Below are 25,316 nucleotides of genomic sequence, written 5' to 3' on the forward strand. Positions count from 1 at the left end.
GACGAGAAAAAAGGAGGCCCTCCCGATGGCCGATGTCACCAAGCTCCTGTTCATGCGCCACCTGCGCGGCACCCCGACCGTCTGGGTCCGCTGCCAGAAGCGCGGCCGCACCGTAAGCGAAGGCACCAGCCAGTCCTTCTGGTACCGCCCGCTGGTCGCCGTGCTCTCGGAAGTGCCGGTCGACGACCGCGAGCTGCCCCTCATGTTCCACGCCCGCACCGCCGACTTCGCCGATGTCACCGTGCAGGCGACGGTCACCTACCGGATCGAGGACCCGGACCTCGCGGCCACGCGCCTCGACTTCTCGGTCGACCCCTACCGCGGCCAGGCCCGGGCCCGCCCGCTCGACCAGGTCGCGACCCTGCTCACCGAGCTCGCCCAGCAGCCCGCGATCGACCTGCTCGCCCGCCTGCCCCTGGCCGAGGCCCTCACCAGCGCCGTCCCCCAGCTCCGCGAGGACGTCGCCGCGGCGCTCGCCGAGGAGGCGCGGCTCGCGGAGATCGGCGTCAGCGTGGTCAGCGCGCGCGTCGTCTCGGTCCGGCCCGAACCGGAGCTGGAGCGCTCGCTGCAGACCCCCACTCGCGAAGCGGTGCAGCAGGACGCGGACAAGGCCACGTACGCCCGGCGGGCCCAGGCCGTCGAGCGCGAGCGGGCCATCGCCGAGAACGAGCTGCAGAACAAGATCGAGCTCGCCCGGCGCGAACAGCAGCTCGTCGAGCAGAAGGGCGCCAACAACCGGCGGCAGGCCGAACTGGCAGCGTCGGCCGGACTCGCCGCGGCCCAAGGCGAGGCCGAACGCGAACGCACGCTCGCGGCGGCCCAGGCCGACAAGATCCGGGTCGTCGGCGCCGCCGAGGCCGAGGCGGAGACCGCCCGCCTCGCCGCGTACCGGGACCTGCCGCCCTCGGTCATGCAGGGGCTCGCGCTGCGCGAACTCGCGGGCCGGCTGCCGGAGATCGGCCAGCTCACGATCACCCCGGACCTGCTGACCGGGGCGATCTCGCGGCTCGCCGAAGGCTCGCGATGAGCGCGACCCTCGCACCCCGGGTGGTGGTCGTCAGCCGCCGCAGCGAACTGGACGAACTGCTCGTCCGGCACGGCACCCGCGCGGCGGCCGAGCACTTCCTGCGCCAGCGCGGCCGCGACCTGGACGAGGTCGCGGCGCGGCACGAGGCGCTCGAGACCGCGCTCACGGCCGTGGACGCGGCGATCCCGGCCGACTGGCGCCGGGGCCGGGTGGACCGGGAGGACCTGCCGAGGTTCCTGTTCGGGCCCGAGGACATCATCGTGGCGGTCGGCCAGGACGGGCTCGTCGCGAACCTCTCGAAGTACCTTGCGGGCCAACCGGTGCTGGGTGTGGACCCGGAGCCGGGGCGGAACCCGGGAGTGCTGATCCGGTTCCACGCCAAGGCGATCGGTGCGGCGATGCGGGCCGTGGCCGCGGAGGCCGCAGCGATCCGGCGGCTCACGATGGTGGCCGCGCGGCTCGACGACGGCCAGGTGCTGGCCGGGCTCAACGAGGTGTACGCGGGCCACGGCACGCACCAGTCGGCGCGGTACCGGCTCATCGGGGCGGACGGGCGGGGCGAGCGCCAGTCCTCGTCGGGCGTGCTGATCGGCACGGGCACCGGGGCGACCGGCTGGTCGGCGTCGATCGCGGCCGACCGGGGCCTCAGCGGGGCGCTGCCCGAACCTGAGGCGCGGTCGCTGTCGTGGTTCGTCAGGGAGGCCTGGCCGTCCCCGGCGACCGGGGCGACCCTGACCGCGGGCCGCCTGAACGTCGGCGAGGAGCTGCGGCTGGTGTGCGAGAGCGAGCGGCTCGTGGTCTTCGCCGACGGCGTCGAGTCCGACCACCTCACGGTCACATGGGGCCAGCAGGTCACCATCGGCCTGGCGGACCACCACCTCCACCTGGTGGTACCCGGGTAGCAACGCGGGAACGCCGTGCCGCCGGTTCGGCGGCACGGCGTTCCGTTTCGTCCCTTCGACTATGCGCCGGTCGCTCCACGGGCGGCGGCTCGGTCGCAGACATCGCGGATCGCCTGGACCACGGCGTCGGCGCGTTCGACGATGAGGCGGGAGTGGTCGGTGTCGGTGAGGAGTCGCTGCTCGCCGTTCGAGACCGAGGCGGCGAGGTGCGCGTCGAGGCGGGTCTTGCCGTCGTGGATCTCCTGCAGGGCCTCCTCGGACATGAGCGCCTGCTGGCCCGGGTCGACGCCGAGCGGGGTCAGCGCGATCACCGGCACGTCCGGCAGGCCCGGCCCGGCCAGCAGCTCCTCGGCGAGGGGCACCAGGGTGCCGCGCTCGGCCATGCCGACGTCGATCCAGGTGTCGCTCACGTGGTAGTCGACGACCGCTTCCCGCACGTCGGCGGGGAAGTCGGCGTACATGGCGGACACCATGTCCCGCATGAAGGGCAGCGCGCCCTCAAGCTGCTCGCGCGTGGGCGCGATCGCCTCCCCGGCGGCGAGGTCCGAGCCGGCGGGCATGAACTCGTCCCAGTTGCGGTGGAACGCGTCGAGCCAGACCAGCCCGGCCACTTCTTCGGGGAAGAGCTGCGCGAAGCGGTAGGCGTACGCGCCGCCCAGGGAGTGCGGCACGAGGACGTACGGGCCGGGGATCCCCTGGGCGTGCAGGAGCTCCCGGAGTTCGACGGCGACCGCTTCGGCGGTGCGGGGCAGCGGCATCGGGTCGCTGTAGCCGGAGCCGCCGCGGTCGTAGACGACGGCGGTGGTGAATGCGGCGGCCGCCTGCTGAAGGCCGTAGTAGTCGAGGCCGATCGCGCTGGCGCCGGGCAGGAACACGACGGCGGGGCCGCCGCTGCCGGCCCGGTGCACGAAGAGGCGGCGGCCGTCGATCTCCTGGAAGCCGCCGAGCGGCGCGATGCGGGCGGACTGAGCGGCTGAGGTGTGGTTCTCGTTCATGTCGGCAACTATGGGCGGCGGGCCTTGCACCGGCCTTGCACGGACCTGTCGCGGGTGCCGGGGTGGCGGGCGGGCGGCGTTTGAGGAATCGTTGCGGGCATGACGAACTCGACCGACACGCCCGCCCGGCTCGCCGACGCGCCCCGGCTCCAGGCCCGCAACTCCGCCGCGTTCTGGGCGGCCACCGGCCGCTCGCGCGGACACGAGGTGATCCGGCGCCGCGGCTTCCTCGCCGTCGCAGGCGACGAGCGCGCGGGCCTGCGCGTGCTCATCCAGGAGCCGGACCTCACCGCGGACGAGCTGGCGGAGATGGCCGGCCTCGCACGCGAGGCCGCGGAGCCGGTCGACATGGAGGACCCGTTCAGCGCCACGGAACTCGGGCATCTGGGCATGGGCTCGTGGCAGATGCCGATCATGCTGCGCCCGCCGGGCGGTGTCGAGCCCGCCGCCGTCCCGGTGCAGCGGGTTCGCAGTGAGTCGGACCTGCACGGCGCGGAGCGGGCCGTCATCGAGAGCTTCGGCCTGCACCGCTTCGAGCCCTACCGGCCCGGCGAGATGTTCCCGGCGGCGCTGCTCGACGAACCCGGCGTCGAGCTCTTCGTCGCGCGGGTCGACGGCGAGGTCGCGTGTGCGTGCGTCACCGTGGCCGCCAACGGCTTCGGCAGCCACTACTGGGTCGGCACCACCGAGGCCGCCCGCTCGCGGGGCATCGGCCGCGCCGTCATGCTGGGCTCGCTCGCGCCGCTCGCGCAGATCCCGGTCACGCTCACCGCCTCGAAGCTCGGCGTGCCCCTCTACGAGAAGCTCGGGTTCGCCTCGGCGGCACCGTCGACCTGGTGGTCCTCGAGCCGGGCCTGATCCTCAGCCGTCGAGGCCGGCGAGGATCGCGGTCTTGCGTTCGGGCGAGGTGAACGCGGCACCGATCGCGTTGCGGGTGAAGCCCGTGAGTTGATCGACGCTCATGCCGAGTGCCGCCGCGAAGGCGTACTCGCGCTCGATCGTCGTGCCGAGCTGGACGGGGTTGTCCGTGGCGAGTGTGACCGCGACGCCCGCCTCGACCAGCCGCAGCAGCGGGTGCTCGTCGAGTTCGGGCAGGACGCCGAAGAAGTCGTTGCACGTCAGCGCGCATTCCAGGGTCACGCCCCGGTCGGCGAGCAGGCGCAGCAGCTCCGGGTCGGCCGCGGCGTGGACGCCGTGCCCGATCCGGGTCAGGCCCGGCATGTGCGCGGCGGCCGCGATGTTCGCCGTCGACAGCTCCCCCGCGTGCGCGGTGATCCCGAGGCCCGCGTCGGCGAACCGCTGCGCCAGCCGGTACATGGGCGCCCAGTCGGCCTCGGTGTCGTAGGGCGCGTAGAGGAAGTCGATGCCCGCGAGCCCTTCGCCCGCAGCGCGGATGCAGTCGTCCGCGAACGCCTCCGTTCGTTCGGGGTCCTGCCCGGCCTGGATGACGATCGCCAGCGCTTCGGCGTGCAGGAGCGGGTAGTCGGCGCGCACCTGCGCCTCGGCGCGCCGGAACAGGGCCATGAAGCCGTCTCGGGTGACGACCTCGCCGCCGCAGCGGACCTCGACGTAGCGGGCGCCGGCCGCGGCGTGGTCGCGCATCAGCGCCGCGAACCTGGCGACGAACAGCTCCTCGTCCGCGTCGTGGTCGAGCGAGACCGGCTGCATCGACCCGATCCGCTGCAGGCGCTCCCGGCCGGGCGGCACGGCGGCGGCCAGCTCCCGGCGCCAGGCCGCCCAGTCGTAGGGCTTCCGGCCCTCGCGTTCGGCCAGGACGAGGTCGAGGTAGCGCGTGGCCTCCTGGTGGACGTGGAGGTCGGCTTTCGGTACGCGGGCAAGGGCTTCCGAGGCGTTCATCGATCGACCCTACCGGGGGCGGCGGGCCGGTGGGAGGTGAGGTCAGCCGGTCGCGACCGGGGTGTCGAGGGCGCGGGCAGCCTCTTCGGCGACCCCGCGGCGGAAGCCTGCGCCGCCGAGGGCGAGGACGGTTTCGAGGGCGCGGCGGTGGGCTTCGGGGAGGGCGTCGGCGGCGGTGGTCGGCACGTCCGGCGTGACACCGGTGCCTTCCCAGTTGCCGCCGGAGATCGGGCTGACGGCGCGGGCGACGGGGAGGGCGAGTTCGAGGTGGGTGTCCACTTTGACGCTGTCGCGGGGGTGCGCGCCGCCGCGGGTGCGCTCGCCGACCACGGTGGCCCGCCGGCGCTCTTGGAGGTCGAAGCTCAGGGCCTCGCCGCCGGAAAAGGTCTTCGCGCTGGTCAGGACCCACACGGGCTTGGTGCCGCCGAACTTGGCGCCGGGGACGTGCGAGGTCCACAGCTGCTTGAGGTCGGCGGGGTCGCGGTGGGCCATGCCCGAAAGCTGCACGGGCTCGGTGTCGGTGAGGAAGCTGTAGACCCAGGCGACCATGCTCGGGTCGCCGCCGAGGCATTCGCGCAGATCGAGGATCAGGGCGTCGGTGGCGGCGAGCAGGTGCATCGCGCCGGTGACGCGTTCGGCGGCGACCGAGGGCGGGAAGAGCAGCGGGGCGATCGCCAGCAGCCCGACGTTGCCGGGGAGCCGCTGCGCGTTCGCGATGCCGCCGCAGGTCAGGTCGCTCCACTCGGCCATCTGGCGCAGCTGGGTGGCCTCGTCGTCGTGGGTGTCACTGAGTTCGGTGGGGCTGTGGATGACTCGCAGGTGGAGGTCGCCGTTGACGGATTGGAGGTCGGCGGTGACGAGCTCGGCGAGGCGGGCCTGGTCGGCGCCCTCGTAGCGGCCCTCGGCGGCCGCGGCGGTGAGGACCGCGGCGATGTCGGCGGCGACCTCGGGGAAGACGTAGCGCTCGAGGAGCAGTTTCGTGATCTGCGGAACGACGGTGGCGGCGGGCATCGGAACCTCCAGAGGGGGCGGGTGATGTCTAGTAGTGAACCACCGAATTGACAAAGCGTCCAGTTTTTTGGACACTTAAATCATGGACGCACCGGAGGCCGAAGAACTGACCCTCTCCACCCCGCAGCAGTACCGGGCGCTCGGGCACCCCGTACGCCACCGACTGCTCTTCACCCTGGGGCAGGACTCCGCGACCCTGAGCCGGCTCGCGACCGACCTCGGCATCAGCAAGGGCAGCGTCGCCCACCACCTGAAGGTCCTGCGCGAGGCCGGCCTCGTCCGGCTCGACAGCACCCGCAAGGTCAGGGGCGGCACCGAGCAGCGCTTCAAGCGCACCGCCGCACGGCTGCGCTTCGACGACGAGGAGGCCACGAAGGCGGCGCTGGCCGCCGTCGCCGACCAGATGCGCACCGACGACGACCCGCTGTTCATGCTGCGCAGCATCCGGTTGAGCGAACCGCAGGCCCGGCGGCTGCGCGAGACCCTGGAAGAGCTGGTCAAGGGACTATCCGAAGAGGACGGCGAGGAGCGCTACGGCGTGCTGGTCGGCCTCTACCGGCCGCAGGCGGGCCCGGTCAGCGAGGGCTGAGGCCGTCCCCGTCCGAGCGATCGACGCGACCCGACTCGTACGCCCACATCGCGGCCTCGACCCGGTTGCGGAGGCCGAGCTTGGCGAGCACCCCGGCGATATGGGTCTTGACCGTGCCCAGCGAGAGGAAGAGCCGCTCCCCGATCTCCGTGTTCGTCAAACCCATGGCCAGCAGCGCGAGCACGTCCTCCTCGCGGGCGGTCAGCGGCGAGGACGGCTGCCTCACGGCCCTCGTCGCGCGCGAGAACTCGCCCAGCAGCCGCAGCGTCACCTGCGGTGCGATGAGCGCGTCGCCGTTCGCCGCCGCGCGGACCGCCTCGCCGATCAGGTGCGGTCCCGCCTCCTTCAGCAGGAACCCCCTGGCGCCCGCCCGCAGCGCGCCGTGCACGTACTCGTCGAGGTCGAACGTCGTGATCACGACGACCGCGATCGGATCGGCGACCCGGTCGCCCGCGAGCAGCGAGGTCACCTCGATGCCGTTGAGGCCCGGCATCCGGATGTCCACCAGGGCCACATCGGGCCGCACCCGATGGGCGAGCCTGACCGCCTCCACGCCGTCGGCGGCCTCGCCGACGACCTCGATGCCCGGCTGCGAGTCGAGCAGCAGGCGCAGGCCGGTGCGCACCGGCTCCTGGTCGTCGGCCACGATCACCCGGATCATCGCTCTCCCAGCGGCAGTGAGGCCCGCAGGGTCCAGCCCCCGGCCGGGTCGGGTCCCGCGGTCACGTCGCCGCCGAGCAGCGCCGCCCGCTCCGCCATGCCCTGCAGGCCGTGGCCGCCGCCGGACGACGAGCGGGCGGGAGCGCCGTCGTCGTGGACGACGATGCTCGCGGTGTCCGCTGCCACGGCCACGGCGATGTCGACAGTGGACGCACCGCGGGCATGGCGACGGGCGTTCGTGACCCCCTCCTGCGCGATCCGGAACAGTGTCGAGGCGACCACGACCGGCAGGTCCTCGCCGGCCGCGATGCGGACGGCCACCTTCGGCGGCCCGGGATCGGCGAGGCGGGCGAGCTCGGGCAGGCCGGCGGTCGGCGCGAAATCGGCGGGCGCGCGGAGCGTCCGCACCAGCGACCGCATCTCCCCCAGCGCCGCCTGCGCCTCGCGCTCGATGACCCCGAGCGACTCCGCCGCGCGCTCCGGGTCCGCGCCCGCCACCTGCGCGCGGATGACGATCGCCGAGACGTGGTGCGCGACCGTGTCGTGCAGGTCGCGGGCCAGCGCCTCCCGCTCGCGCGCCCGCACCGAGTCGAGCAGCCGCGCCCGCGACTCCCGGCGCTCACGGCGCAGCGCACCGATCAGGCACGCCCCGCCCATGAACGCGACCCCCGCGGTGATGTCGGCGACCGGATCGCTGCCGAGGACGCTCGAGCACACCAGGCCGGCCGCGATCACGGTCCCGCCGACGCACCGGTCCCGCCCTGAGCCCCAACGGAACAGCGCATACGGCACCGTGAGGAACACGAATGTCGCGACCAGCGCGTTCGGTTCGATCCCCGCAACGGCGTGCGCGAGCGCGAAGGCGGCGGTCGACCCGGTGAGGAGCACCGCGCTCGCCAGCGGCCGGGTCCGCCGCCACAGCAGCACGGGCAGGATCGCGATCGTCACGATCACCGTCGCGGCCCGCCATTCGAGGTCGGGGCGCAGCAGCGCGCCTTCGATCACGCACACGGCGGCGAACACGGCGGCCAGCACCACGTCACGCGGCCGCGGCCCGTCCGCGCCCGCGGCGCGGGGTCGCGACCACGCGCCCCTCATCGCCCGCTGAGCGGTGCTCATGTCCATCACGCGGTCATCGTCGCAGGCCGGCGCGAGGCCGCGCGCCTGCGGGCGATGATCCACTCGGCCACCAGGACGTTGATGAGCCATCCGGCGTCCATCTGGATGAGCCGCGCGAGCTCGCTCGGTTCGCCGAACAGGAGCAGCGGCGGCCCGGCGGTGAGGACCTGCGTGCCGGCGCCCAGCGCCAGCGCGTACGCCCGGATCATCCACGACCCGTGGGCGGCGTAGTCGTGCCGCCTGATCGCGGCGATGCCGAGCACGAGGCAGGCGAGCATGAGAGCGCCCACGACGTAGCGCGAGACGGCGACCGCCCGGTCGTCGATCGCGGGCGTGTCGTAGAACGCGGTCATCCACAGGCCGGTGAGGGCGACGATGAACCCGGCGGGCAGCAGGAGGTACCGGCCGGCGAAGCGGTGCCAGGCGTTGTGGTCGCGGCGCAGGCGGGGCAGGAACTGGAACGCGCCCACCATGGAGTAGACGAGCGCGCCGGTGATGTGCAGGAGCACCGGCAGCGGCATCTGCATGAAGCGGGCGTTGGCGGCGGTCTCGGTTGCGCCCGAGGCGATCTCGCCGATGCGGAACGCTCCGGCGATCGAGGGCACGAGCGCGAGGAGCAGGAGCCCGGCCGCGATCGGCCATTCGCGGCGGGGACGCGGGTCGAGGCGGGGTTGCAGGTGGAGCCGAGGAGTGTCCATGTCCCCATCCTGTGCGCGGGCGGGCACCCGCCGCTTCAGCCATGTGGCCGAAGCCGTCCCGCATAATGGCGCCATGACCGCGACCCCGCCGCTGCCGCCCTGGCCGAGCACCCCGCCCGCACACGGCGGTGTCGTGCTCCGCCGGGCCCGCGAAGACGACGTCGCCATGGCGCGCGACCTCGCGACCGACGCGTACATTCCGACGATCGGCACGCTGCCGCCGCACGCCGACGAGGTGCAGGCGCTGGCGTGGATTCTTCGCCAGCACGGGCGGTACGACGAAGGCGCGGGCTTCTCCTTCGCGGTCGCCGATGCGAGCACCGATGCGGCCGTGGGTCAGTGCGGGCTCTGGCTCCGCGAGCTCGGGGAGGGCCGGGCCACGGCCGGGTACTCAATCGCGCCGTCCGCTCGCGGTCGCGGGTTCGCCGCCGATGCGCTCGCGGCGCTCACCGCCTTCGCGTGGACGGTGCCCGGACTGTTCCGGGTCGCGCTGTACATCGAACCGTGGAACGAGGGTTCGGTGCGGACCGCCGAGCGTGCTGGGTACGGGCGTGAAGGGCTGCTCCGCAGCCACCGGGAGATCGGCGGGGTGCGGCGGGACATGCTGCTGTACGCGGCCGTTCGGCCCGAGTAGGGCGGCCCGCAGGCGAATCCTTCGGCATGCCGGTTGATCGCAATTGAGGGGAGCCCGGTCGCGCATGCCGGAAGGCGGTGCACGCCACATCGCCGGGTGCGTCGACCATTCACTTTGCTCCGGTACCCTCGATCGAACCTGAACACGTTCAATTTGAAGGACGACCCCTCATGTACACAGGCTTCGAAACGCTCGGCCGCGCGGCGGATCCGCCCCGGAACCTCGCGCCGGGTGCCAGCACCTGGTTCCTGCTCGCCGCATGCTTCCTGGCGTGGCCCGCGGTCTTCGCCACGGTCGTCATCGGCACGCTCCTCGCGGCCGTCATCGTGCTCGACGGCGACCCTGGCGGCCCGCTCGGCTGGCCGATCGCCTGGATCGCCTCGGCGATCGCGTATTCACTGACCGTGGGGGTGCCGCTGGCGCTCTGCGCCCTGCAGCGGCGGTGGTACGTGCGGCTGATCCCGGCCCTCGTCATCGTGGTGCCGATCGTATGGATGATCACGTTGGTGGGCGTGTGGGCGCTCCCCGGGGCAGCGGCCATCGCCCTCTCGATCGCGTTGGAGGCCACCGGGGCGCGCGACCGGGCGACCATGCGGTTGTGGGCGTGGCTCACCGGTTCGAGGCGCCGGTAGGCGGCGGAGAATCCGCGGCTCACCGGGGGGCCGGTGAGCCGCGGTCCGTTCAGCCTCGGTCGGTGCTGAAGCCGAGGCTGAAAGCGGTGGACCCGGCCTGCAGCCGGTACTCGGGAAGGGGACCGGGCCCGCAGGACGCCGAGCCCAGGCCGTGCAGGGCCGCATCGAGGTTGACGGAGAGGCGGTCGCGCTCGACCAGCTCGTGGGGGTGCGTCGCCGCCGCCAGGTCCTCGGTCGTCCAGGGCCGCACCGTGAATGCGAAGTGCGGGGCCCCGCTGAACCGCAGGGCGGCGCCGTCCGGGCTCGCGAGTCGGGCCCACCGCACGTCGATGCGCGAACCGTTCTCCTGCGGGAGGACGTACGGGGTCTGCATCTGGGCGACCGAGGCCTCGTAGCGTCCGATCCGCGCTGCGGCGCGGGAGTCGGCGTAGGCCTCACCGGGACCGCCGCCGAACCAGGTGGCGGCGTCGAACGCCTTCGGCACGGCCAGCCGCACCCCCAGGCGCGGCAGCGGGAAGTCCCACTCCCCCACCGGGTCCACGGCCACGTTCAGCCACAAGGTGGCCGACTCGGGCCGGTAGGTCCACTCGTACTCGGCGTGCATCGCACGCTCGGCTCCGGCCGCGCCGACCCTGGTTGTGACCTTGAGGCTGCGGTCGCCAGCGGCGATGTCAAGGACCTTGTGCTCCAAGCGGTCCAGGCCCGCGCTCCGGTCGCGCCACCGCTCCGCCGTCGAGGTGCCGCCCCAGGCGATGCGGTCGTTGTCCACCGGAGCGCGCCACAGGTCCAGTTGCGGCCCTTCGACTTCGATGCCGTCGAGCACGCGCAGCCGCCCGAGCGCGTCGAACTCGGCCCCGCCGAGGCGGTACCCGCCCGCGACCGCGACCGGGCTCGCGGCGGGCCCGGCCACCGGGGCCGCGGTGCACGGCAGGACCGCCTGGCCCCAGGCGATCTCGTGGCCGGCCTGCGCCCAGGCCGAGTCGCCCGCCAGGACGGCATGAACGCTCACCGCGCGCTCGCCGCCGGCCGTCTCGAAGGCCTTGCTCAGCTCGTCGGGCCAGGGCACCTGGACCGACTCGCCCGCCTGCGCGACGGGCAGCTCCAGCTCACCCTGGGCGATCAGCGAGCCGTCGTCGTCCATCCGCCAGGTGAAGCGCAGGTGCCCGGTGTCGGCGAAGTCGTACCCGTTGGCGACGGCGATCGTCCGGTCCTCCGGGTCGATGGCGATCCTGACCGGCTCGATGACCTTCTTGTACTCGACCAGGCCCGGCGAGGGCGTGCGGTCGGAGAAGACCAGCCCGTCGGTGATGAAGTTGCCGTCGTGCAGCGTCTCGCCGAAGTCGCCGCCGTAGGCGAACCACTCGCGGCCGTCCTCGGTGCGGCGCCGAATCCCCTGGTCGATCCACTCCCAGATGAAGCCGCCCGCGATGCGCTCATGCCGTTCGAAGACGCGCTGGTAGTCGGCGAGGCCGCCGGGGCCGTTGCCCATGGCGTGCGCGTACTCGCAGAGGATGAACGGGAGGCCGCGGCGGTGCTCGTCGAGCGCGGGGTCGACGGTCGACTCCTCCTCGCGGCGGCCGATGAGCTCGAGCTCGTCGTGCGGCACGTACATACGGCTGTAGACGTCGACGTAGCCGGAGTCGTAGTCGCTCTCGGAGTGGACGAGGCGGTCGGGGTCGCGCTGCTTCGCCCACGCGGCCATGGCCTCCAGGTTGACGCCCGCATGGCATTCGTTGCCGAGGGACCACATGATGATCGAGGCGTGGTTCTTGTCGCGTTCGACCATGCGGGCCATGCGGTCGAGGCAGGCTTCACGCCACTGCGGGTCGTCGGCGGGGTTGTTCCGCCAGCCGTAGAAGTAGAAGCCGTGGGTTTCGAGGTCGCATTCGTCGATGACCCAGACGCCGAGTTCGTCGCAGAGGTCGAGGAAGCGGCGGTCGGGCGGGTAGTGGCTGGTGCGGACGGCGTTGACGTTGTGCCGCTTCATGAGTTCGAGGTCGTGGCGCATGGTCTCGACGGTGAGGGTCCGGCCGGTGTCGGGGTCCCATTCGTGGCGGTTGACGCCGCGCAGGAGGATCGGCTTGCCGTTGACCTTGAGGACGCCGTCCTCGATCGTGACGGTGCGGAAGCCGATGCGCAGGCTCACGCGTTCGGTCTCGGTGGCGACGACCGCCTCGTACAAGCGCGGCGTCTCCGCCGTCCACGGCTCCACGGGCACCGTCACCGTCTCGCCGGTCGCAGCGTCGATGCCGAGTTCGGGCACGGTCAGGCGAGCGGAGACGGGAGCGTCGACGCGGAGGGTGCCGAGGCCGGTGGCGTGGTCGTAGTCGGCGTGCGCGAACACGTCGTCGATGCCGTTCTCGGGGCGGTGGACGAGGGCGACGGGCCGGAAGATGCCCGAGACCCGCCAGGTGTCCTGGTCCTCCAGATAGGAGCCCGCCGACCACTGGTGGACGCGGACGGCGACGGTGTTCTCGCCGGGGACGAGGTGCTCGGTGGCGTCGAATTCGGTGGGGAGGCGCGATCCTTTGCCGTCGCCGAGGAGGATCCCGTTGACCCATACGGCGAACGCCGAATCGACGCCCTCGAAGCGCAGCAGGGTGCGGCCGGTGGCGGGCCATTCGGCGGGGAGGGTGAAGGTGCGGCGGTACTCGCCGGTGGGGTTCGCGTCCGGCACTCGAGGCGGGTCGACGGGGAACGGGTAGTGGATGTTGACGTACTGCGGTGTGCCGTAAGGCGCTTCGCCGTCGAGGTCGTGCATCTGCCAGATGGAGGGGACCGCGACGGCGTCCCAGGCTCCCGCGTCGAACCCCGGGGCTTCGAAGCCTTCGGAGAGGTCGTGCAGTCCCGCGGCCAGGTTGAAGCGCCATTCGCCGTCGAGGCCGATCGCGGCGGCGTCGGAGGCGGGAGCCGAACGCGGAGCGCACCGCCCGTTCCCGGGACTCACGCTCTCCACGTAGGTGACATCGGTTCGGCTCATCGCTCAGTCCATCCTCTCGACAACCGCGGCCGCCCGGCCCGAGCCCGGGCGTCCTTGTGCGAGGGTAGGGACCCTTCGGCCCTCGGGACTGGTCGATATTCACTGACTTGTGGTCGGTTTCAGTGGCCTCTCGCCGCAGCCGGATGGCGGAGCGACCGGCACGATACTCGCTGATAGTTTCCGAAAGTTTCGGTTTCACTGTTGCGCAACAATACCGTGCAAAGTGACGGATTCCGAAGGTTCTCGTTGGAGCGTGCTATTGAGCAGTGCAGATGTTCACCGGTTGCCACGAATTCGCCGTGAAAAGTTCCGATAGTTTTCCGAAAGTCATTGACACGTTCCGAGGTTCGGTCCACGATGGTCATCATCGATAGATAGAAGTCTCTCGATGCGGTCGGCGGTTCGCGCAGACCGGACGCAACCCTTCCAAGGAGTCAGGATGTCATCGGACAACCCGCCCCCCAGCATCTTCAGTCGCCGGAACCTCCTCCTCGGCGGCACGGGAGCCCTCGCGCTCGGTGCCTCGGGGCTGATCATGCCCGGTGCGGCCCACGCCCAGCAGGTCATCACCACCAACCAGGAGGGCACCCACAACGGGTACTACTACTCGTTCTGGACCGACACCCAGGGCCGGGCCTCCATGACCCTCGGCTCGGGCGGGAACTACAGCTCCCAGTGGAACGGCGCCAACAACTGGGTCGGCGGCAAGGGCTGGGCCAACGGCGGACGCCGCACCGTGGACTACAGCGGCTCGGTCAACCACGGCAGCAACGGTTACCTGGCGCTCTACGGCTGGACCTCGAACCCGCTGGTGGAGTACTACATCGTCGAATCGCACGGCCCGTACAACCCCAGCAGCGGCGCCACCAGCCGCGGCACGGCCAACATCAACGGCGGCACCTACAACATCCTCCAGACCACGCGGTACAACGCCCCGTCCGTGGAGGGCACCAAGACCTTCCAGCAGTACTGGAGCGTCCGCCAGTCCAAGCGCACCTCCGGCACCATCGACACCGGCGCCCACTTCGACGCGTGGGCCCGCGCCGGCATGAACCTGGGCGCCTTCAGCTACTACATGATCATGGCGACCGAGGGCTACCAGTCCACCGGCAGCTCCAACATCACCGTCGGCAGCACCGGCGGCGGCGGCGGGGGCGGCGGCTCCTGCTCCGCGGTCCTCTCGGCCGGCCAGCGCTGGAGCGACCGCTACAACCTCAACGTCACGGTCTCCGGCAAGAGCGACTGGCGGACGACGCTGAACATCCCGTCGCCCGCGAAGGTCCTCTCGACCTGGAACTGCAACGCGTCCTACCCGACCGCGCAGCAGCTCGTCGCCACGCCGAACGGCAGCGGCAACACCTTCGGGCTCACCATCCAGGCCAACGGCAACTGGAACTGGCCGACCGTCGCTTGCGGTTGAGCCGGCAGCGGGGTCCCCGGAATCCCAACCGCCGGGGACCCCGCGTCGACCGCCTGACAGGGCGGTGAACGGGTGGCGGCCGGGCGGTTCGCCCGGCCGCTATGTCGCGTAGGACCGGGCCTGGAGCCGCCACAACTCGGCGTAGACGCCGTCCGCGGCGACCAGGTCCCGGTGCGGCCCCAGCTCGATGAGCTTGCCGTCGTCCAGGACCGCGATCGTGTCGGCGTGGACCACGCCTTGGAGGCGGTGCGAGATCAGCACGGTCGAGGCGGACCCCGCGCGGGCCCGCAGGGTGTCGAAGAGCAGTGCCTCGGCGCGGGCGTCGAGTGCGGCCGAGGGCTCGTCGGCGACGAGCAGCCCGCCGCGGTCGCGGTAGAGGCCGCGCGCGGAGGAGAGCCGCTGCCACTGCCCGCCCGAGAGGTCGGTGCCGCCTCGGAACTGGGTGTCCAGGAGCTGGTTCCAGCCGTGCTCGAACCCTTCGATCATGTCGAGCGCGCCCGCGTCGCGGGCCGCCGAATCCAGCCGTTCGCGGTCGGCCGGCTCGTCGGAGCGCCCGAGCCGGACCGAGAGTTCGGCGGTGAACGGCCACTGCTGCACCTGCTGGGCGATCACGGCCACGTGGCAGCGCCAGCGGGCGGGGTCGATCCGGGTGATGTCGACGCCGTCCCAGAGGATCTGGCCCGAGGTGGGCGTGTAGAGGCCCGCGAGGAGCTTCGCGACGGTGGTCTTGCCCGAGCCGTTCTCGCCGACGAGCGCGAGGGTCCGGCCGCGGTCGATCGTGAGGCTCACGCCCGTGACGGCGTCGGTGTCCTTGCCCGGGTAGCGGAACGAGACGTCGACCAGTTCGATCACCGTGGGCACCGGCAGCGGGCCCGCCTCAGTCGGGGCGGGGCCGGCGAGGTGCGGCTGGGCGGCGATGCGCTCGCGCGCGATGGCGTCGAACTCGTGCCGGTCCGCGGCGTACAGCCCGTCCTCGTAGACGGTGTTGACGGCGACGAGGAGGTTCTCCATGCCGGTCCGGCCCTGCCCGATCGCGACCACTGCGGCCGCGGCGACGGCCAGCGGCACCGTACCGGCGGCGAGCATCCACAGGAGCACGCCGTAGACGCCCGCGACGGCGATCCCGGCGACGAGCTGGCCGAGTCCGCGGGTCAGCGTCTGCGACCGGATGACGTCGAAGTCCGCGCGGGTCTCCTGGTCGACCATGGCCTGGTGCTGGCCGCGCAGCCAGGCGCCCGCCTCGTGGTAGCGCTGGTCGTCGGCGGTCCAGCGGTTGTCCATGAGCCACTCGACCATCCACAGGCGGCGCCGGCGCGAGACCCGGGAGCGGTTCGAGACGTACATGAGCCGCGCCGACCGGACTGCGGCCCAGCCCGTGGGGAGCGCCGCCGCGAACAGGAGCGGGATCAGGACCGGTTCGATGACCGCGAGCGCCGCCGCGACGGCCGCGACGGTGACGGCGGCCGTCACCAGGTCGACGACGTCGCCGACGAGATCGACGACGGCCCGTGATCCGCGGTCTTTGGCGGCCTTGAGGCGGTCGGCGAACGTGTCGTCGTCGAACGCCGAGCGGGGCACTGCGGTGATGAGCCGGTAGAACTCGCGTTCGGTGCGGTTGAGCACGAGGGGGTGCAGCCGCTGCTGCGCGTATCCGGCGCCGATGCCCAGGCCCGCGCGGGCGGCGGTCGCGCCGACGAGGAGGCCGAGCGCCGGGCCGGCGGCGACGAGGCGCTCCCAGGTCGGTGCGGCGGCGAACAGGGTGGTCGAGATGTCCGAGACCGCCAGGAGCGCGGTCGTGGTCGCGACGCCGGCGACGACGTTGAGGCCGATCGCGGCCACGGTCCATCCCCGCGACGCGGTCCAGGCGGTTCGCAGCGCCTGGCCGACCAGGCCGGGCAGCTGCTTCGCCATGCGCCAGAACGAGGCGGTCTCCACGTTCTCCGAGTGCCGGTACCAGGCGCTGTCTTCAAGTTCGGGCAGTGCTTCCGCGTCTGCCCGGTCCTCGTTCGCCGCGCGTTTGCGCTGGCGCGGTATCAACCGCGCGAGCCAGCCCGTCCTGCTCCGCATCCGACCTCCTGTAGCCCCGCGACGTTCGCGGGCCCCATCATCCCGGCCGCCACCGACATTCGGGAAGCCCGAAGCCGACGCGGCGATGGTCGGGTCGGCGACACCGGCGTGTCGGCGGATCGCGAAAGTCAGGCTTGTTCGTCCATTCGCGCGGCGATGCGTTCGAGGGCGGCGAGGTCGCGCGGTTCGAGGCGGTCGATGAAGTGGCGGCGCACCGATGCGAGGTGGGCGGGCGCGGCGTCCTCAAGGGCTTTCATGCCTTGGGCGGTGAGCACGAGGAGGCAGCCTCTGCCGTCGGCCGGGTCGGGGTCGCGCCGGAGCAGTCCGCGCGCCTCCATGCGGCTGGCGTGGCGGGACAGGCGGCTGCGGGACCAGCCCATCTTGTCGGCCTGCTCCCCCAGCGTGCTGGTGTGCCCGGGGCGTTCGGACAGGGTGCTCAGGACCTCGTAGTCGGCTTCGGAGAGCCCGATCGCGGCCAGGTCTCGGGCGGTGCCCGTCTGGACGGCGACCATGACCCGCCGGAAGGCCCGCCAGGCCCGCTCTTCGTCGGGATCGAGCCAGCGCACGTCGTTCGGCAAAAAGGTCGTTGACATGTAATCAACCTAGCATCTAGACTTCGTTTCCATGTCAACGAAAAAACTTCGCGTCCTCGTCCTCACGTGCAGCACCCGCCCCGGCGCGCTCGGCCCCGCCGTGAACCGATGGCTCCTCGACGCGGTCGCCGACCGGGCCGAGGAATTCGGCGCCGAGCTGGTCCCGGTGTCCTTGGGCGACTTGGACCTGCCGTTCCTCGACGAGGAGGAGCACCCGTCCTCGGGGGTCTACCGGCACGAGCACACCCGCCGGTGGAGCGCGATCGCCGACGCCGCGGACGGGTTCATCGTGATCACCCCCGAGTACAACTACGGGATGCCGGCGACCCTGAAGAACGCGCTGGACTACCTCAGCGCCGAATGGGCCTGGAAGCCGATCGGCTTCATCAGCTACGGCAACACCTCCGCGGGTACCCGCGCGGTGCAGCACGCCAAGCAGGTGGTGACCACTCTGCGCATGATGCCGCTCGGCGCCACGGTCGCCATCCGCATCGGCGACGCGGTCGAGGCGGGGGCGCTGCGGCCCGACGCCGCCCGCGACAAGGCGGGCGTCGCACTGCTCGACGAGCTCGTGCGGGCCGCCGAAGCCTTGCGCCCCATGCGCGAACGGGCTCGGCCCGATGCGCGGCCCGGCCCGGTGGCGGGTTCGTACGCGCGGGCGCTCACGCCTGACGACGCCGCGGAGGTGACCGTGCTGCAGCGGTGCTGCTGGGTGGAGGAGGCGGTCGTCAACGACTCCCTCGACATTCCGGCGCTGCACGAATCGGTGGAGGCCGTGCGCGAGTGGCTCGGCGCCTGGAGCACCACGGGCCTGTGGCTCGACGGGCGGCTGCTCGGCATCGTGCGGGCCCGCCGCGCCGGGGAGGTCTGGGAGATCGGACGGCTCGCCGTGGCTCCCGACCAGCGCGGCCGGGGCCTGGGCAAGTGGCTGCTCAGGACGGCCGAGGCCGCGGCCGGGCCGGAGTGCCGGCGCTTCGAGCTGTTCACCGGCGCCAAGAGCCGGCGGAACATCGACCTCTATGAGCGCGAAGGCTATGCGCGGACCTCGGGGGACGCCCCGGAGGGCACGGTCGGGCTCGCCAAGGAACGCTGAGGCGTGCCGCCGTGCTCCGGGCCTGGAAGGGCCCGGAGCACGGGGGTCGGGTCAGCTCAGGCCGTAGGCCGCGATGGTCTTCTGCACGACTTCGGTGCCTGCGGCATCGGTGGCGGTCATGCGGACCGAGACGTGCTTTGCGTCCGCAGGGTGGCAGAGGACGGCGGTGGCGGTGCCGGCGGCGAGGTCGGCGTCGAGTTCGACTGGGGCCCAGGTGTTCCCGTCGTAGGAGACTTCGAGTCCCATCGCCGCGGCCTCGAGCGCTTCGCCGTGGGCGTCGACCAGTTCGAGGGTGATCGGCTGCTCGCGGTTCGGCGTCGACCCGCCCACGACGTCCGGGGCGGTGAACGCCACGGCCGGGAGGACGAGTTCCCGCTCCGTTCCGGGTTCGACCGCGGCCGGGTCGAAGTCGAAGCTCCAGTCGATGAAGGACTTGAAGGCGTACGGCCCGCTCAACGGCTCGCGGGAGCCGCCGACGCTGAGGTCGTAGCGGCCGGCCTCGGCGAGGTCGAGGCCGAAGCCGTAGAGGGGGTCGATCCCGGAGACCGTGCCCACCCGCTGGCCGTCGCGGCGCAGTTCGACGTCGCCGTTGTAGCCGATGAGGTAGACCTGTTCGCCGTTGCCGCTGGCGCCCAAGGGAACGGACGCGTCAAGGGTGACGAGCCCCTCGGCATTGGCGACCACGGCGGCGGCGGTTGCGGCCGTCAGGGGGCCGCGCGGGAAGGTCCGCTCGGTCCTGCCCGGTGTGTGCACCGTGCCCTCGGTCTCCTCGGTGAAGCCGTCGATCACCTGCCCGGACTCGGGGTCGAAGACGCCGCCCGTGGTGTTGGTGCTCCAGGTGACGTCCGGCCCGGCGGTGTAGAGGTTCAGCCGCTCAGAGGGGAAGGGCGTGTCGACGTAGAGGCACATGTCGGCGCCGAGATCCTCGCGGGTGTGGTCGCCGCGGTCGCAGGTGCGGCCGTCGACGGCTTCGCCGAAGCCGGTGTACTCGGTCGCGACGGCCGCGAGCTTCTCGTCGTGCACCGCGTAGGCCGTGTCCGCGGGGAATCCGTCCGGCTCGGCGAACGCGAGGTTGTACTGGTAGGCCCCGGCGTCGTCCATCCCGGTGAGCGTGGGCTGATACCAGAATCCGAGGTCGTAGCCGGGGACGTCGACCTCGGGCATGAGGTAGAGGGCGGTGTCCCCGTTGCCGAAGGAGCCGTGGCCGACGCTGGCGCCGTCGGCCCGCGTGGCGACGACGTTCGTGACGTCATTGGCGATCTCGGCGCCGGGCCGTTCGACGTCGGCGGTGACGAGCGAGGCCGCGGCGCCGTCGAGGACGAGTTCCGCGGGCTCGTCGCCGATGGTCACGTGGCCGATGCCGAAGACGTACTCGGTGAATGCGTCATTGGCGCCGTAGTTCCAGACAGCGTGCTGGAGGAGGTAGTCGCCGGGTTCGAGCGCGCCGGTGGCGGTGCCGTTCGCGTCGAGATCGAGTGTGCCGCTGTTGTCGTGGTCGGTGACGTCGTACCAGGCGACATAGCCGCCGTCGGGGGCGGCGCCGGTGTGGTCGCCGACGTGGACCGTGAGGTTCGGGTCCTCCGGCTCGCCGTCGGCCAGCGCCAGGGAGGCGTAGGAGGAGAGGTCGCGCTCGGCGACGGCGGCGGCGTCGGTGCGGCCGTGCTCGATGAGGTCGGTGACGTTGTAGCGGCGGGCGTCCTCGGTGCCCGCGAGGAGGTCGCCGGCCATGTCACTGGGCATGACGATGGTGCCGGTGCCGTCGGCGGCAGGGAGCGTGGTGAAGCCGATGTGCTCGCGGCCGGCCGCGGGCGCGAGCCCGAGGGCGCCGCCGGGCAGCAGCCGCACCTGGTCACCGGTGGGCAGGGTGACGGTGTCGAGATCCGGTGCGGGGAGCGCGGATTGCCGGGGTTCGGCGGCCGCGCCCCCGGCGGCGAGCACGCCGCAGAGGGCGGCCGCCGCGGCCGTGGAGGCCAGGGCCTTTCGTCGCAACATGACGGGTCCTTCGTGTCGGAAATGGACGGAACGGGTATGCCGTCCACTTTCCAGACGAAGGGGCTCGCCGCAAATGTTGCATACGGAGTATGTGTCGGTCGTCACAGCGCTTGCGTGCGACGGCGGAGAACGTGTGAGGTCAGTCGAGATGCACTGCGGCCCAGGCTTTCAGCTTGGGCTCGAATGCCGGGCACGCCGATGCGGCCGGACCGCAGACCGGTTCGCGGCGCTCGCAAGTGGAGGAGCGCCGCGGTCCGACGCGTCGGGACTCGTCCGGTCAGCGGTGCGTGACCCGGTGGAGGACGGCCTTGCTCCGCTCGGGCAGCTCGCCGGCCGCGGACATGATCGCGTCGCGCGCGTCCTCGAGGTGCTCCACGGCCTTGCGGTACCCGCTGGCGGACTTGTGCCGGTCGTAGGCGATCTTGGCGCCGACCACCGCGGCCGCGGCGATGCCGGCCACCGCGAGGATCATGACGATCCGCCCGGTCCTGCTCCCGGACTCGGTCACCAGCGCTTCCTCGTCGTCGTACGGCTCGTTCTCGTACATCTCGACGCTGTCGCGCCCGGCGATGTCCGACAAGCGCAGGGCGTCGGTCTCGACTCCCGGTTCGGCGTTCGGTCTGGTCGGATCCTGATGCGATTTCATGGTCAAATCCTCCCACGGGTCGGCCTGCGGGAGTTCCCTCTTGCGTCGATCGAAAACCTCGGGTCTTCCAGTCCCGCACGGGACGACGCGGCGCACCGAAGCGGCGCGGCGGCCCCTTGGCGTTCGGCCCCAAGGAGGTACGCCGACGCGAGGCCCTACCTCCGGCGATGTAGTCCGATTGACGACTCCCGGCCGATGCCCGGTCGCGAACGCGGGCGGCAGACTCCACCGCATGCGGCGACGGGCCGCGGTCGGGCGTGAGGAGTGTTCGCGGTGAAGCTGTTCTTCCTGGGGTGGACGCGGTTCGTCGTCGTCCTCCTCGTACTCCAGGTCGGCCTCGCCGGATGGGGGGCCGTCTCGGGAGGCGGGGAGCGCGTCATGCGGTTCATCGCCCACGCCGGCAACGGCGGCATGCTCATCTTCTGGCTCATGCTCTCCGTCGTCTTCGCCCTCATCGCCCGGCCCGGCTGGCGGACGGTGCTGCTGACCGCCTTGTCCGCCTTCATGATCATGATGCAGGGCGCGTTCGCGTACGGCTTCGGCACCGACGGCGTCAACGGGGGCATCGGCATCGCCCTCCACGCCCTCAACGGCCTCGGCATCCTCACTCTGCAACTGGTCGTCGCCCGCCGGGCCAAGCAGGCGGTCGACGCGAAACGCGCCCTGAAAGCGGAAGGAAGCCCGGCATGAGCCCTGCCTTCGCCAAGGTCCTGCGGATCTGGATGATGCTGCTGCTGGCGCTGCTGGTCGTCCAGTTCGCCTTGGCCGGCTTCGGAGTCGGCTACAGCGGAGCGCTCGACGACGGCTTCGAGATGCACTTCCGCAACGGCAACGCCCTGCTGTGGCTCTATGCGGCCGCGGTCCTCCTCGCACTGGCGGCGCGGGCCGGGGCCCGGATCGTGTGGCTGACCGCGCTGGGGACCTTCCTCGTGCTGCTCCAGCACGGCATGGCCGTGGTCAACGTCCCTGGGACGCTCTGGGGCCAGTCGCTGTTCCTGGTCCACGCCCTCAACGGTCTGGCCCTCATCTTCCTGACCCACCGGACCGGGGCCCTGCTGCGCAGGCAGCGCCGCGAGACGCAGCGCGTGTCGTAGCGGTCGCGCAATTTCCGGAAGCGCGTGCGGACGAAGCCTGGTGCGAAGACGATCAATCGACGAGCCGCAGTCCACGATCCAGGGAGCACACGATGACCGAGTCCACCGCGACCGTCGCCCAGCTGTACATCGACGCCATGGCCTCCGACGAGCCCGGCGCGCTGCCCGCGCTGTTCGCCGACGACATCGTCTGGCACCAGCCGGGCGCCAACCGGTTCTCCGGCGTCAAGCACGGCAGCGGGGCCGTGGGGGCGATGATCGGCGCCATGATGGCCGTCAGCGGCGGCACGTTCGCGCTCCAGTCCACCGGCGCGCCCATGGTCAACGGCGACCTCGCCGCGCTGCCGATCCGCTTCTCCGCCCGGCGCGAGGGCGCCGAGATGTCGATGGACGGCGTCGACCTGCTGCGCGTCCGGGACGGCAGGGTCGCCGAAGCCTGGCTCTTCTCCGCCGACCAGGCCGCCGAAGACGCGTTCTGGGGCCAGGGCTAGCGATCCGCGACGCCGCGCCCTGGCCCACGGGTCAGGGCCGCGGCGGGACCGGCTCGTCCGGCAGCGGCCGGAACGGGTCGACCCCGTACGGCACGCCGCTCTCCGGGCGCGTCGGATCGGGCGCGTACGGGTCGGCGGCCTCGTCCCGTTCCGGCGGCACCGGGTCGGGGTCGTTCGGGTCGCCCGGGATCGGCTGCAGCGGATCGGACTCGTCCGGCAGCGGCTCGCGGGGCTCGCCGTCGTCGGGGACCGGCTGCAGCGGGTCGGCCTCGTCGGGGATCGGCTCGCCCGGGTCGCGCTCGCGCGCCGGACCCGTGTCCTCGGGGACCTCGGCGGCCAGCTGCTGCTCGAGCGTCGCGCCCCGGCGCTGCTCCTCCGGCGTCATGCCCGGCTTGTCGGCCTCCTGGTAGCCCTCCGCGTCGAGGATGGCGTCGGTGAGGCCCTCCTCGTTCGGCTGCTCGTCGTCGATGAAACCGAAAGTCTCGTGCTCTGCGGCATCGTAGGTCTGGTTGCCGTCGGTCATGGTTCCCCCCTTTCCAGGGACGGGGAAGTACCCCGCCCGGAGCCGAACATGCGCGCCCCGCCCCGCACTGTGGAGGAGCAGGGGTCCGGCCGCCGTCCGCTCCAGGAACGGCAGTGCGATGTCGGCGAGCTGGTCGGCGGCGGTGTAGACGGCGTCGTGCGGGCTCGAGGGGACGACCGCGAGTTCGCTGTGCGGCAGCAGCCGCGCGACCTGCTCGGCCCACGCCTGCGGGGTGACCGCCTCGTGCTCGCCGCGTGTGACGAGGACCGGCGCCTGCACCCCCGGGAGCTTGGTCTCGACCGGATCGCGCAGCGCCAGGCGGAGGGTCCGCACCGCGCGGTACACCCCGGCGTCGGCGAGGTCGCGCAGGAGGATCGGCAGTTGCAGCGGGTCCTCGTGGGGGGTGCCGCGCAGCCACCGCAGCGCCTGCCGCGTCATGCTGCGGGCGCGGGGGTCCATGGTCGGGCCGACGAGGACCAGGCTCCGGACCAGGTCAGGGTGCCGGCACGCGAGGTCGACGACGATCTGCGTGCCGAAGGAGTTGGCGATGAGCACGGCCGGGGCGTTCCCGGTGGCCCGCATCCACTCGGCGAGCCAGTCCGCCAGCGCGGGGACGTCCAGCACGTTCCGGGGCCCCTCGCTGAGCCCGAATCCGGGCAGGTCGACCGCGCGCACGGGGTACCGGGGCGCGAGTTTCGCGGCCAGCGGCATCAGGTAGCGGTGCGACACGGCGAGGCCGTGGATCAGGACCAAGGGCGTTTCGCCCGGGGCGTCGTCCTTGGACGCCCGGTAGTGGAGGCGCCTGCCGCGCACGCTCGCCCAGCGGCTCTCGAAAGCGCCGTCCGCCTCGGGGGCGCGGGTCGCCACGGCGTACTTCGCGAGCATCGCGCGCCAGCGCCCCTGGTTCGCCGGTTCGGCACTCGAGGACCGGTCGTACGGTGCGGTCGAGCGCCGGGCCCGGTGTCGCTGTCGGTTCACGCGGTGCGGTTACCCAGGGGAGGGATCGGTTATGCCGCCCCGGGCCCGCGGCCCCGGCATGAACCCGTCGACGCAGGGTAACCGAATGGTGACCATGAAAGGGGTGCGCGATGAGCGACATGCAAGGCGCTTCGGCCGCGAGGACGCCGCTGCGCACGACGACGATGCTCGTCTCGGCAGTGTTCCTGCTGGTGGGACTGCTCGGGTTCGTTCCGGGCATCACGTCCGACTTCAGCGAGATGACCTTCGCCGGACACCATTCTTCGGCGATGCTGTTCGGGGTCTTCGCGGTGTCGGTCCTGCACAATCTCGTCCACGTGCTGTTCGGGATCATCGGCTTCCTCTGCGCCGGCTCGCCCGGCCGCTCGGTGGCCTACCTACTCTACGGCGGCGCGATCTACCTGGTGCTGTGGTTGTACGGCCTCGTCATCGACCTCGAATCCACCGCCAACTTCGTGCCCGTCAACTCCGCCGACAACTGGCTGCACTTCGGCCTCGGGGCCGGCATGGTCGTGCTCGGCGCCGTGTTCGGGTCGAGCGCGAAGAGGTCCGCGCGGGCCGTGTAATCCGCTCTCCGCGGCTGCGGGGCCTTCGGGCTCCGCCGCGGGGACGATGTTCGACCGCCCTTCCCATGAGCCGTGCTCGGAGAGGGGGCGGAACCGCAGCGTGGTGAACTCGTGGTGGAAGTCCCGCCGGTCCCGCTCGGCCATCGCCTCGTGGTGGAGGCGGGCGGCGGCGCCGGTGCCGCGCCCGAAGACCATTCCGGTCATGGCGCGGGCGCTGGTCCAGACCGAGAACGTGCAGACCGTTCGGGCCGGTCGCATCGCCGCGAGCGCCAGCGTCGTCTCGGGGTGGTCCCGGACCTGGCGTTCGACGGGCCGGCCCCAGCGGATGAAGCGCGGCAGCTCGGGGAGGCGCATCCGCGCGACGGTCACCGCGACCACGGGCTCACCGGGATCGGTGCGCCCCGTCTCGGCGGGCAGGTGCGCCAGTTCCCGGACCGAGCCCCAGCGGCGCAGGTACTCGAGCCGCACATGCCAGCCGGCGTCGAGCGTCCGGCCGAAGCGGTCCTCGGCGAGGAAGGCTTCGAGCGCCGCCTCGTCGGCCCATTCGGCGAAGACGGCGAGGTGACGCAGCTGCATCCGGCTCGGGGACACCACGGGTGCGCCCAGTTTCATGCCGACGAGGACTTCGATGTGCTGCAGTCCGGGCGCCGAAGGCGGCCGCAGGAGCGCGCCGACGGCGCCGCGAACGGGCGCTTTGGCGAGGTGGAACGAGTGAAGGGCCATAGATGAGATCAAACCCGAGCGCGCTC

Annotated in this window: 25 protein-coding genes; 13 read left to right on the forward strand and 12 right to left on the reverse strand. The window is 72.2% G+C overall.

All coding sequences use genetic code 11. From position 1 onward, the window contains the following. Positions 1-25 precede the first annotated feature (25 nt). Both QWI33_RS22385 and QWI33_RS22390 read left to right on the forward strand, forming a co-directional pair. A complete protein-coding gene (locus QWI33_RS22385) occupies positions 26-1,027 on the forward strand; it encodes an SPFH domain-containing protein (RefSeq protein WP_353895543.1) in 1,002 nt (333 codons plus the stop codon). Next, positions 1,024-1,929, forward strand: coding sequence for a hypothetical protein (locus QWI33_RS22390; RefSeq protein ID WP_289959143.1), 906 nt, complete (start codon positions 1,024-1,026; stop codon positions 1,927-1,929). The genes QWI33_RS22385 and QWI33_RS22390 overlap by 4 nt, the downstream gene beginning before the upstream one ends. Before the next feature lie 59 nt (positions 1,930-1,988). On the opposite strand, the gene QWI33_RS22395 is transcribed toward QWI33_RS22390, so the two are convergent. Beyond that, positions 1,989-2,924 carry an alpha/beta fold hydrolase gene (locus QWI33_RS22395; protein ID WP_289959144.1) on the reverse strand — a complete coding sequence of 312 codons (936 nt, stop codon included), beginning with the start codon at positions 2,922-2,924 and terminating at the stop codon, positions 1,989-1,991. Between the two features lie 99 nt (positions 2,925-3,023). On the opposite strand from QWI33_RS22395, the gene QWI33_RS22400 reads away from it, so the two are divergent. Then, complete coding sequence (locus tag QWI33_RS22400; RefSeq protein WP_289959145.1) at positions 3,024-3,782, forward strand: GNAT family N-acetyltransferase; 759 nt, start codon at positions 3,024-3,026, stop codon at positions 3,780-3,782. A gap of 3 nt (positions 3,783-3,785) precedes the next feature. On the opposite strand, the gene QWI33_RS22405 is transcribed toward QWI33_RS22400, so the two are convergent. Then, on the reverse strand, positions 3,786-4,781 hold the full coding sequence (locus tag QWI33_RS22405) for an adenosine deaminase family protein (protein WP_289959146.1): 996 nt from the start codon (positions 4,779-4,781) through the stop codon (positions 3,786-3,788). A gap of 42 nt (positions 4,782-4,823) precedes the next feature. Continuing rightward, positions 4,824-5,792, reverse strand: a complete 969-nt coding sequence (locus tag QWI33_RS22410) for a S41 family peptidase (RefSeq protein ID WP_289959147.1) — start codon at positions 5,790-5,792, stop codon at positions 4,824-4,826. A gap of 82 nt (positions 5,793-5,874) precedes the next feature. On the opposite strand from QWI33_RS22410, the gene QWI33_RS22415 reads away from it, so the two are divergent. Further along, a complete protein-coding gene (locus tag QWI33_RS22415) occupies positions 5,875-6,381 on the forward strand; it encodes an ArsR/SmtB family transcription factor (protein ID WP_289959148.1) in 507 nt (168 codons plus the stop codon). Here the strand turns inward: QWI33_RS22415 and QWI33_RS22420 are convergent. From QWI33_RS22420 to QWI33_RS22430, 3 genes are read right to left on the reverse strand one after another with little or no spacing between them, the layout of a single operon-like run. Further along, the gene (locus tag QWI33_RS22420; protein WP_289959149.1) at positions 6,368-7,042 is read right to left on the reverse strand and encodes a response regulator; all 675 of its coding nucleotides are present in this window, start codon (positions 7,040-7,042) and stop codon (positions 6,368-6,370) included. The two genes, QWI33_RS22415 and QWI33_RS22420, sit on opposite strands and share 14 nt — an antisense overlap. After that, positions 7,039-8,160 carry a sensor histidine kinase gene (locus tag QWI33_RS22425; RefSeq protein WP_289959150.1) on the reverse strand — a complete coding sequence of 374 codons (1,122 nt, stop codon included), beginning with the start codon at positions 8,158-8,160 and terminating at the stop codon, positions 7,039-7,041. Before QWI33_RS22425 ends, QWI33_RS22420 begins: the two co-directional genes overlap by 4 nt. A gap of 5 nt (positions 8,161-8,165) precedes the next feature. Then, complete coding sequence (locus QWI33_RS22430; protein ID WP_289959151.1) at positions 8,166-8,858, reverse strand: DUF2306 domain-containing protein; 693 nt, start codon at positions 8,856-8,858, stop codon at positions 8,166-8,168. On the opposite strand from QWI33_RS22430, the gene QWI33_RS22435 reads away from it, so the two are divergent. Together QWI33_RS22435 and QWI33_RS22440 are read left to right on the forward strand one after the other, a co-directional pair. After that, positions 8,857-9,492 (forward strand): GNAT family N-acetyltransferase, encoded by a 636-nt coding sequence (locus QWI33_RS22435; protein ID WP_289959152.1) that lies wholly within the window; start codon positions 8,857-8,859, stop codon positions 9,490-9,492. The genes QWI33_RS22430 and QWI33_RS22435 overlap by 2 nt on opposite strands. Before the next feature lie 170 nt (positions 9,493-9,662). Continuing rightward, entirely contained in the window at positions 9,663-10,124 is a 462-nt protein-coding gene (locus QWI33_RS22440) for a hypothetical protein (RefSeq protein WP_289959153.1), read from the forward strand. Positions 10,125-10,173: 49 nt separating this feature from the next. On the opposite strand, the gene QWI33_RS22445 is transcribed toward QWI33_RS22440, so the two are convergent. After that, positions 10,174-13,104 (reverse strand): glycoside hydrolase family 2 TIM barrel-domain containing protein, encoded by a 2,931-nt coding sequence (locus tag QWI33_RS22445; RefSeq protein WP_289959154.1) that lies wholly within the window; start codon positions 13,102-13,104, stop codon positions 10,174-10,176. A 439-nt stretch (positions 13,105-13,543) separates the two neighbouring features. Here QWI33_RS22445 and QWI33_RS22450 point away from each other — a divergent pair, with 439 nt between their 5' ends. Beyond that, positions 13,544-14,524 (forward strand): glycoside hydrolase family 11 protein, encoded by a 981-nt coding sequence (locus tag QWI33_RS22450; protein WP_289959155.1) that lies wholly within the window; start codon positions 13,544-13,546, stop codon positions 14,522-14,524. A gap of 99 nt (positions 14,525-14,623) precedes the next feature. Here QWI33_RS22450 and QWI33_RS22455 read toward each other — a convergent pair whose 3' ends face one another. Next, positions 14,624-16,591 (reverse strand): ATP-binding cassette domain-containing protein, encoded by a 1,968-nt coding sequence (locus QWI33_RS22455; RefSeq protein WP_289959156.1) that lies wholly within the window; start codon positions 16,589-16,591, stop codon positions 14,624-14,626. Positions 16,592-16,719: 128 nt separating this feature from the next. Further along, positions 16,720-17,184 carry a MarR family winged helix-turn-helix transcriptional regulator gene (locus tag QWI33_RS22460; protein WP_289959157.1) on the reverse strand — a complete coding sequence of 155 codons (465 nt, stop codon included), beginning with the start codon at positions 17,182-17,184 and terminating at the stop codon, positions 16,720-16,722. 31 nt (positions 17,185-17,215) lie between these two features. Between QWI33_RS22460 and QWI33_RS22465 the strand changes: the two genes are divergently transcribed. Then, complete coding sequence (locus tag QWI33_RS22465) at positions 17,216-18,277, forward strand: bifunctional NAD(P)H-dependent oxidoreductase/GNAT family N-acetyltransferase (protein WP_289959158.1); 1,062 nt, start codon at positions 17,216-17,218, stop codon at positions 18,275-18,277. 51 nt (positions 18,278-18,328) lie between these two features. On the opposite strand, the gene QWI33_RS22470 is transcribed toward QWI33_RS22465, so the two are convergent. Both QWI33_RS22470 and QWI33_RS22475 read right to left on the reverse strand, forming a co-directional pair. Beyond that, complete coding sequence (locus QWI33_RS22470; RefSeq protein ID WP_289959159.1) at positions 18,329-20,269, reverse strand: hypothetical protein; 1,941 nt, start codon at positions 20,267-20,269, stop codon at positions 18,329-18,331. A gap of 277 nt (positions 20,270-20,546) precedes the next feature. Continuing rightward, on the reverse strand, positions 20,547-20,915 hold the full coding sequence (locus QWI33_RS22475) for a hypothetical protein (RefSeq protein WP_289959160.1): 369 nt from the start codon (positions 20,913-20,915) through the stop codon (positions 20,547-20,549). 273 nt (positions 20,916-21,188) lie between these two features. Between QWI33_RS22475 and QWI33_RS22480 the strand changes: the two genes are divergently transcribed. The 3 genes from QWI33_RS22480 (at position 21,189) to QWI33_RS22490 (ending at position 22,500) form a co-directional block, all read left to right on the forward strand. Continuing rightward, positions 21,189-21,605 carry a hypothetical protein gene (locus QWI33_RS22480; RefSeq protein WP_289959161.1) on the forward strand — a complete coding sequence of 139 codons (417 nt, stop codon included), beginning with the start codon at positions 21,189-21,191 and terminating at the stop codon, positions 21,603-21,605. Then, on the forward strand, positions 21,602-22,009 hold the full coding sequence (locus QWI33_RS22485; RefSeq protein ID WP_289959162.1) for a hypothetical protein: 408 nt from the start codon (positions 21,602-21,604) through the stop codon (positions 22,007-22,009). Before QWI33_RS22480 ends, QWI33_RS22485 begins: the two co-directional genes overlap by 4 nt. A gap of 92 nt (positions 22,010-22,101) precedes the next feature. Continuing rightward, positions 22,102-22,500: a nuclear transport factor 2 family protein gene (locus QWI33_RS22490; RefSeq protein WP_289959163.1), complete on the forward strand. Its 399-nt coding sequence runs from the start codon at positions 22,102-22,104 to the stop codon at positions 22,498-22,500. A gap of 31 nt (positions 22,501-22,531) precedes the next feature. Here QWI33_RS22490 and QWI33_RS22495 read toward each other — a convergent pair whose 3' ends face one another. Then, entirely contained in the window at positions 22,532-24,001 is a 1,470-nt protein-coding gene (locus QWI33_RS22495) for an alpha/beta fold hydrolase (protein ID WP_289959164.1), read from the reverse strand. 110 nt (positions 24,002-24,111) lie between these two features. On the opposite strand from QWI33_RS22495, the gene QWI33_RS22500 reads away from it, so the two are divergent. After that, positions 24,112-24,567 (forward strand): DUF4383 domain-containing protein, encoded by a 456-nt coding sequence (locus tag QWI33_RS22500; RefSeq protein ID WP_289959165.1) that lies wholly within the window; start codon positions 24,112-24,114, stop codon positions 24,565-24,567. A 111-nt stretch (positions 24,568-24,678) separates the two neighbouring features. Further along, on the forward strand, positions 24,679-25,296 hold the full coding sequence (locus QWI33_RS29600; protein ID WP_289959166.1) for a hypothetical protein: 618 nt from the start codon (positions 24,679-24,681) through the stop codon (positions 25,294-25,296). Positions 25,297-25,316 lie beyond the last annotated feature (20 nt).

The sequence above is a fragment of the Glycomyces tritici genome (assembly GCF_030403505.1).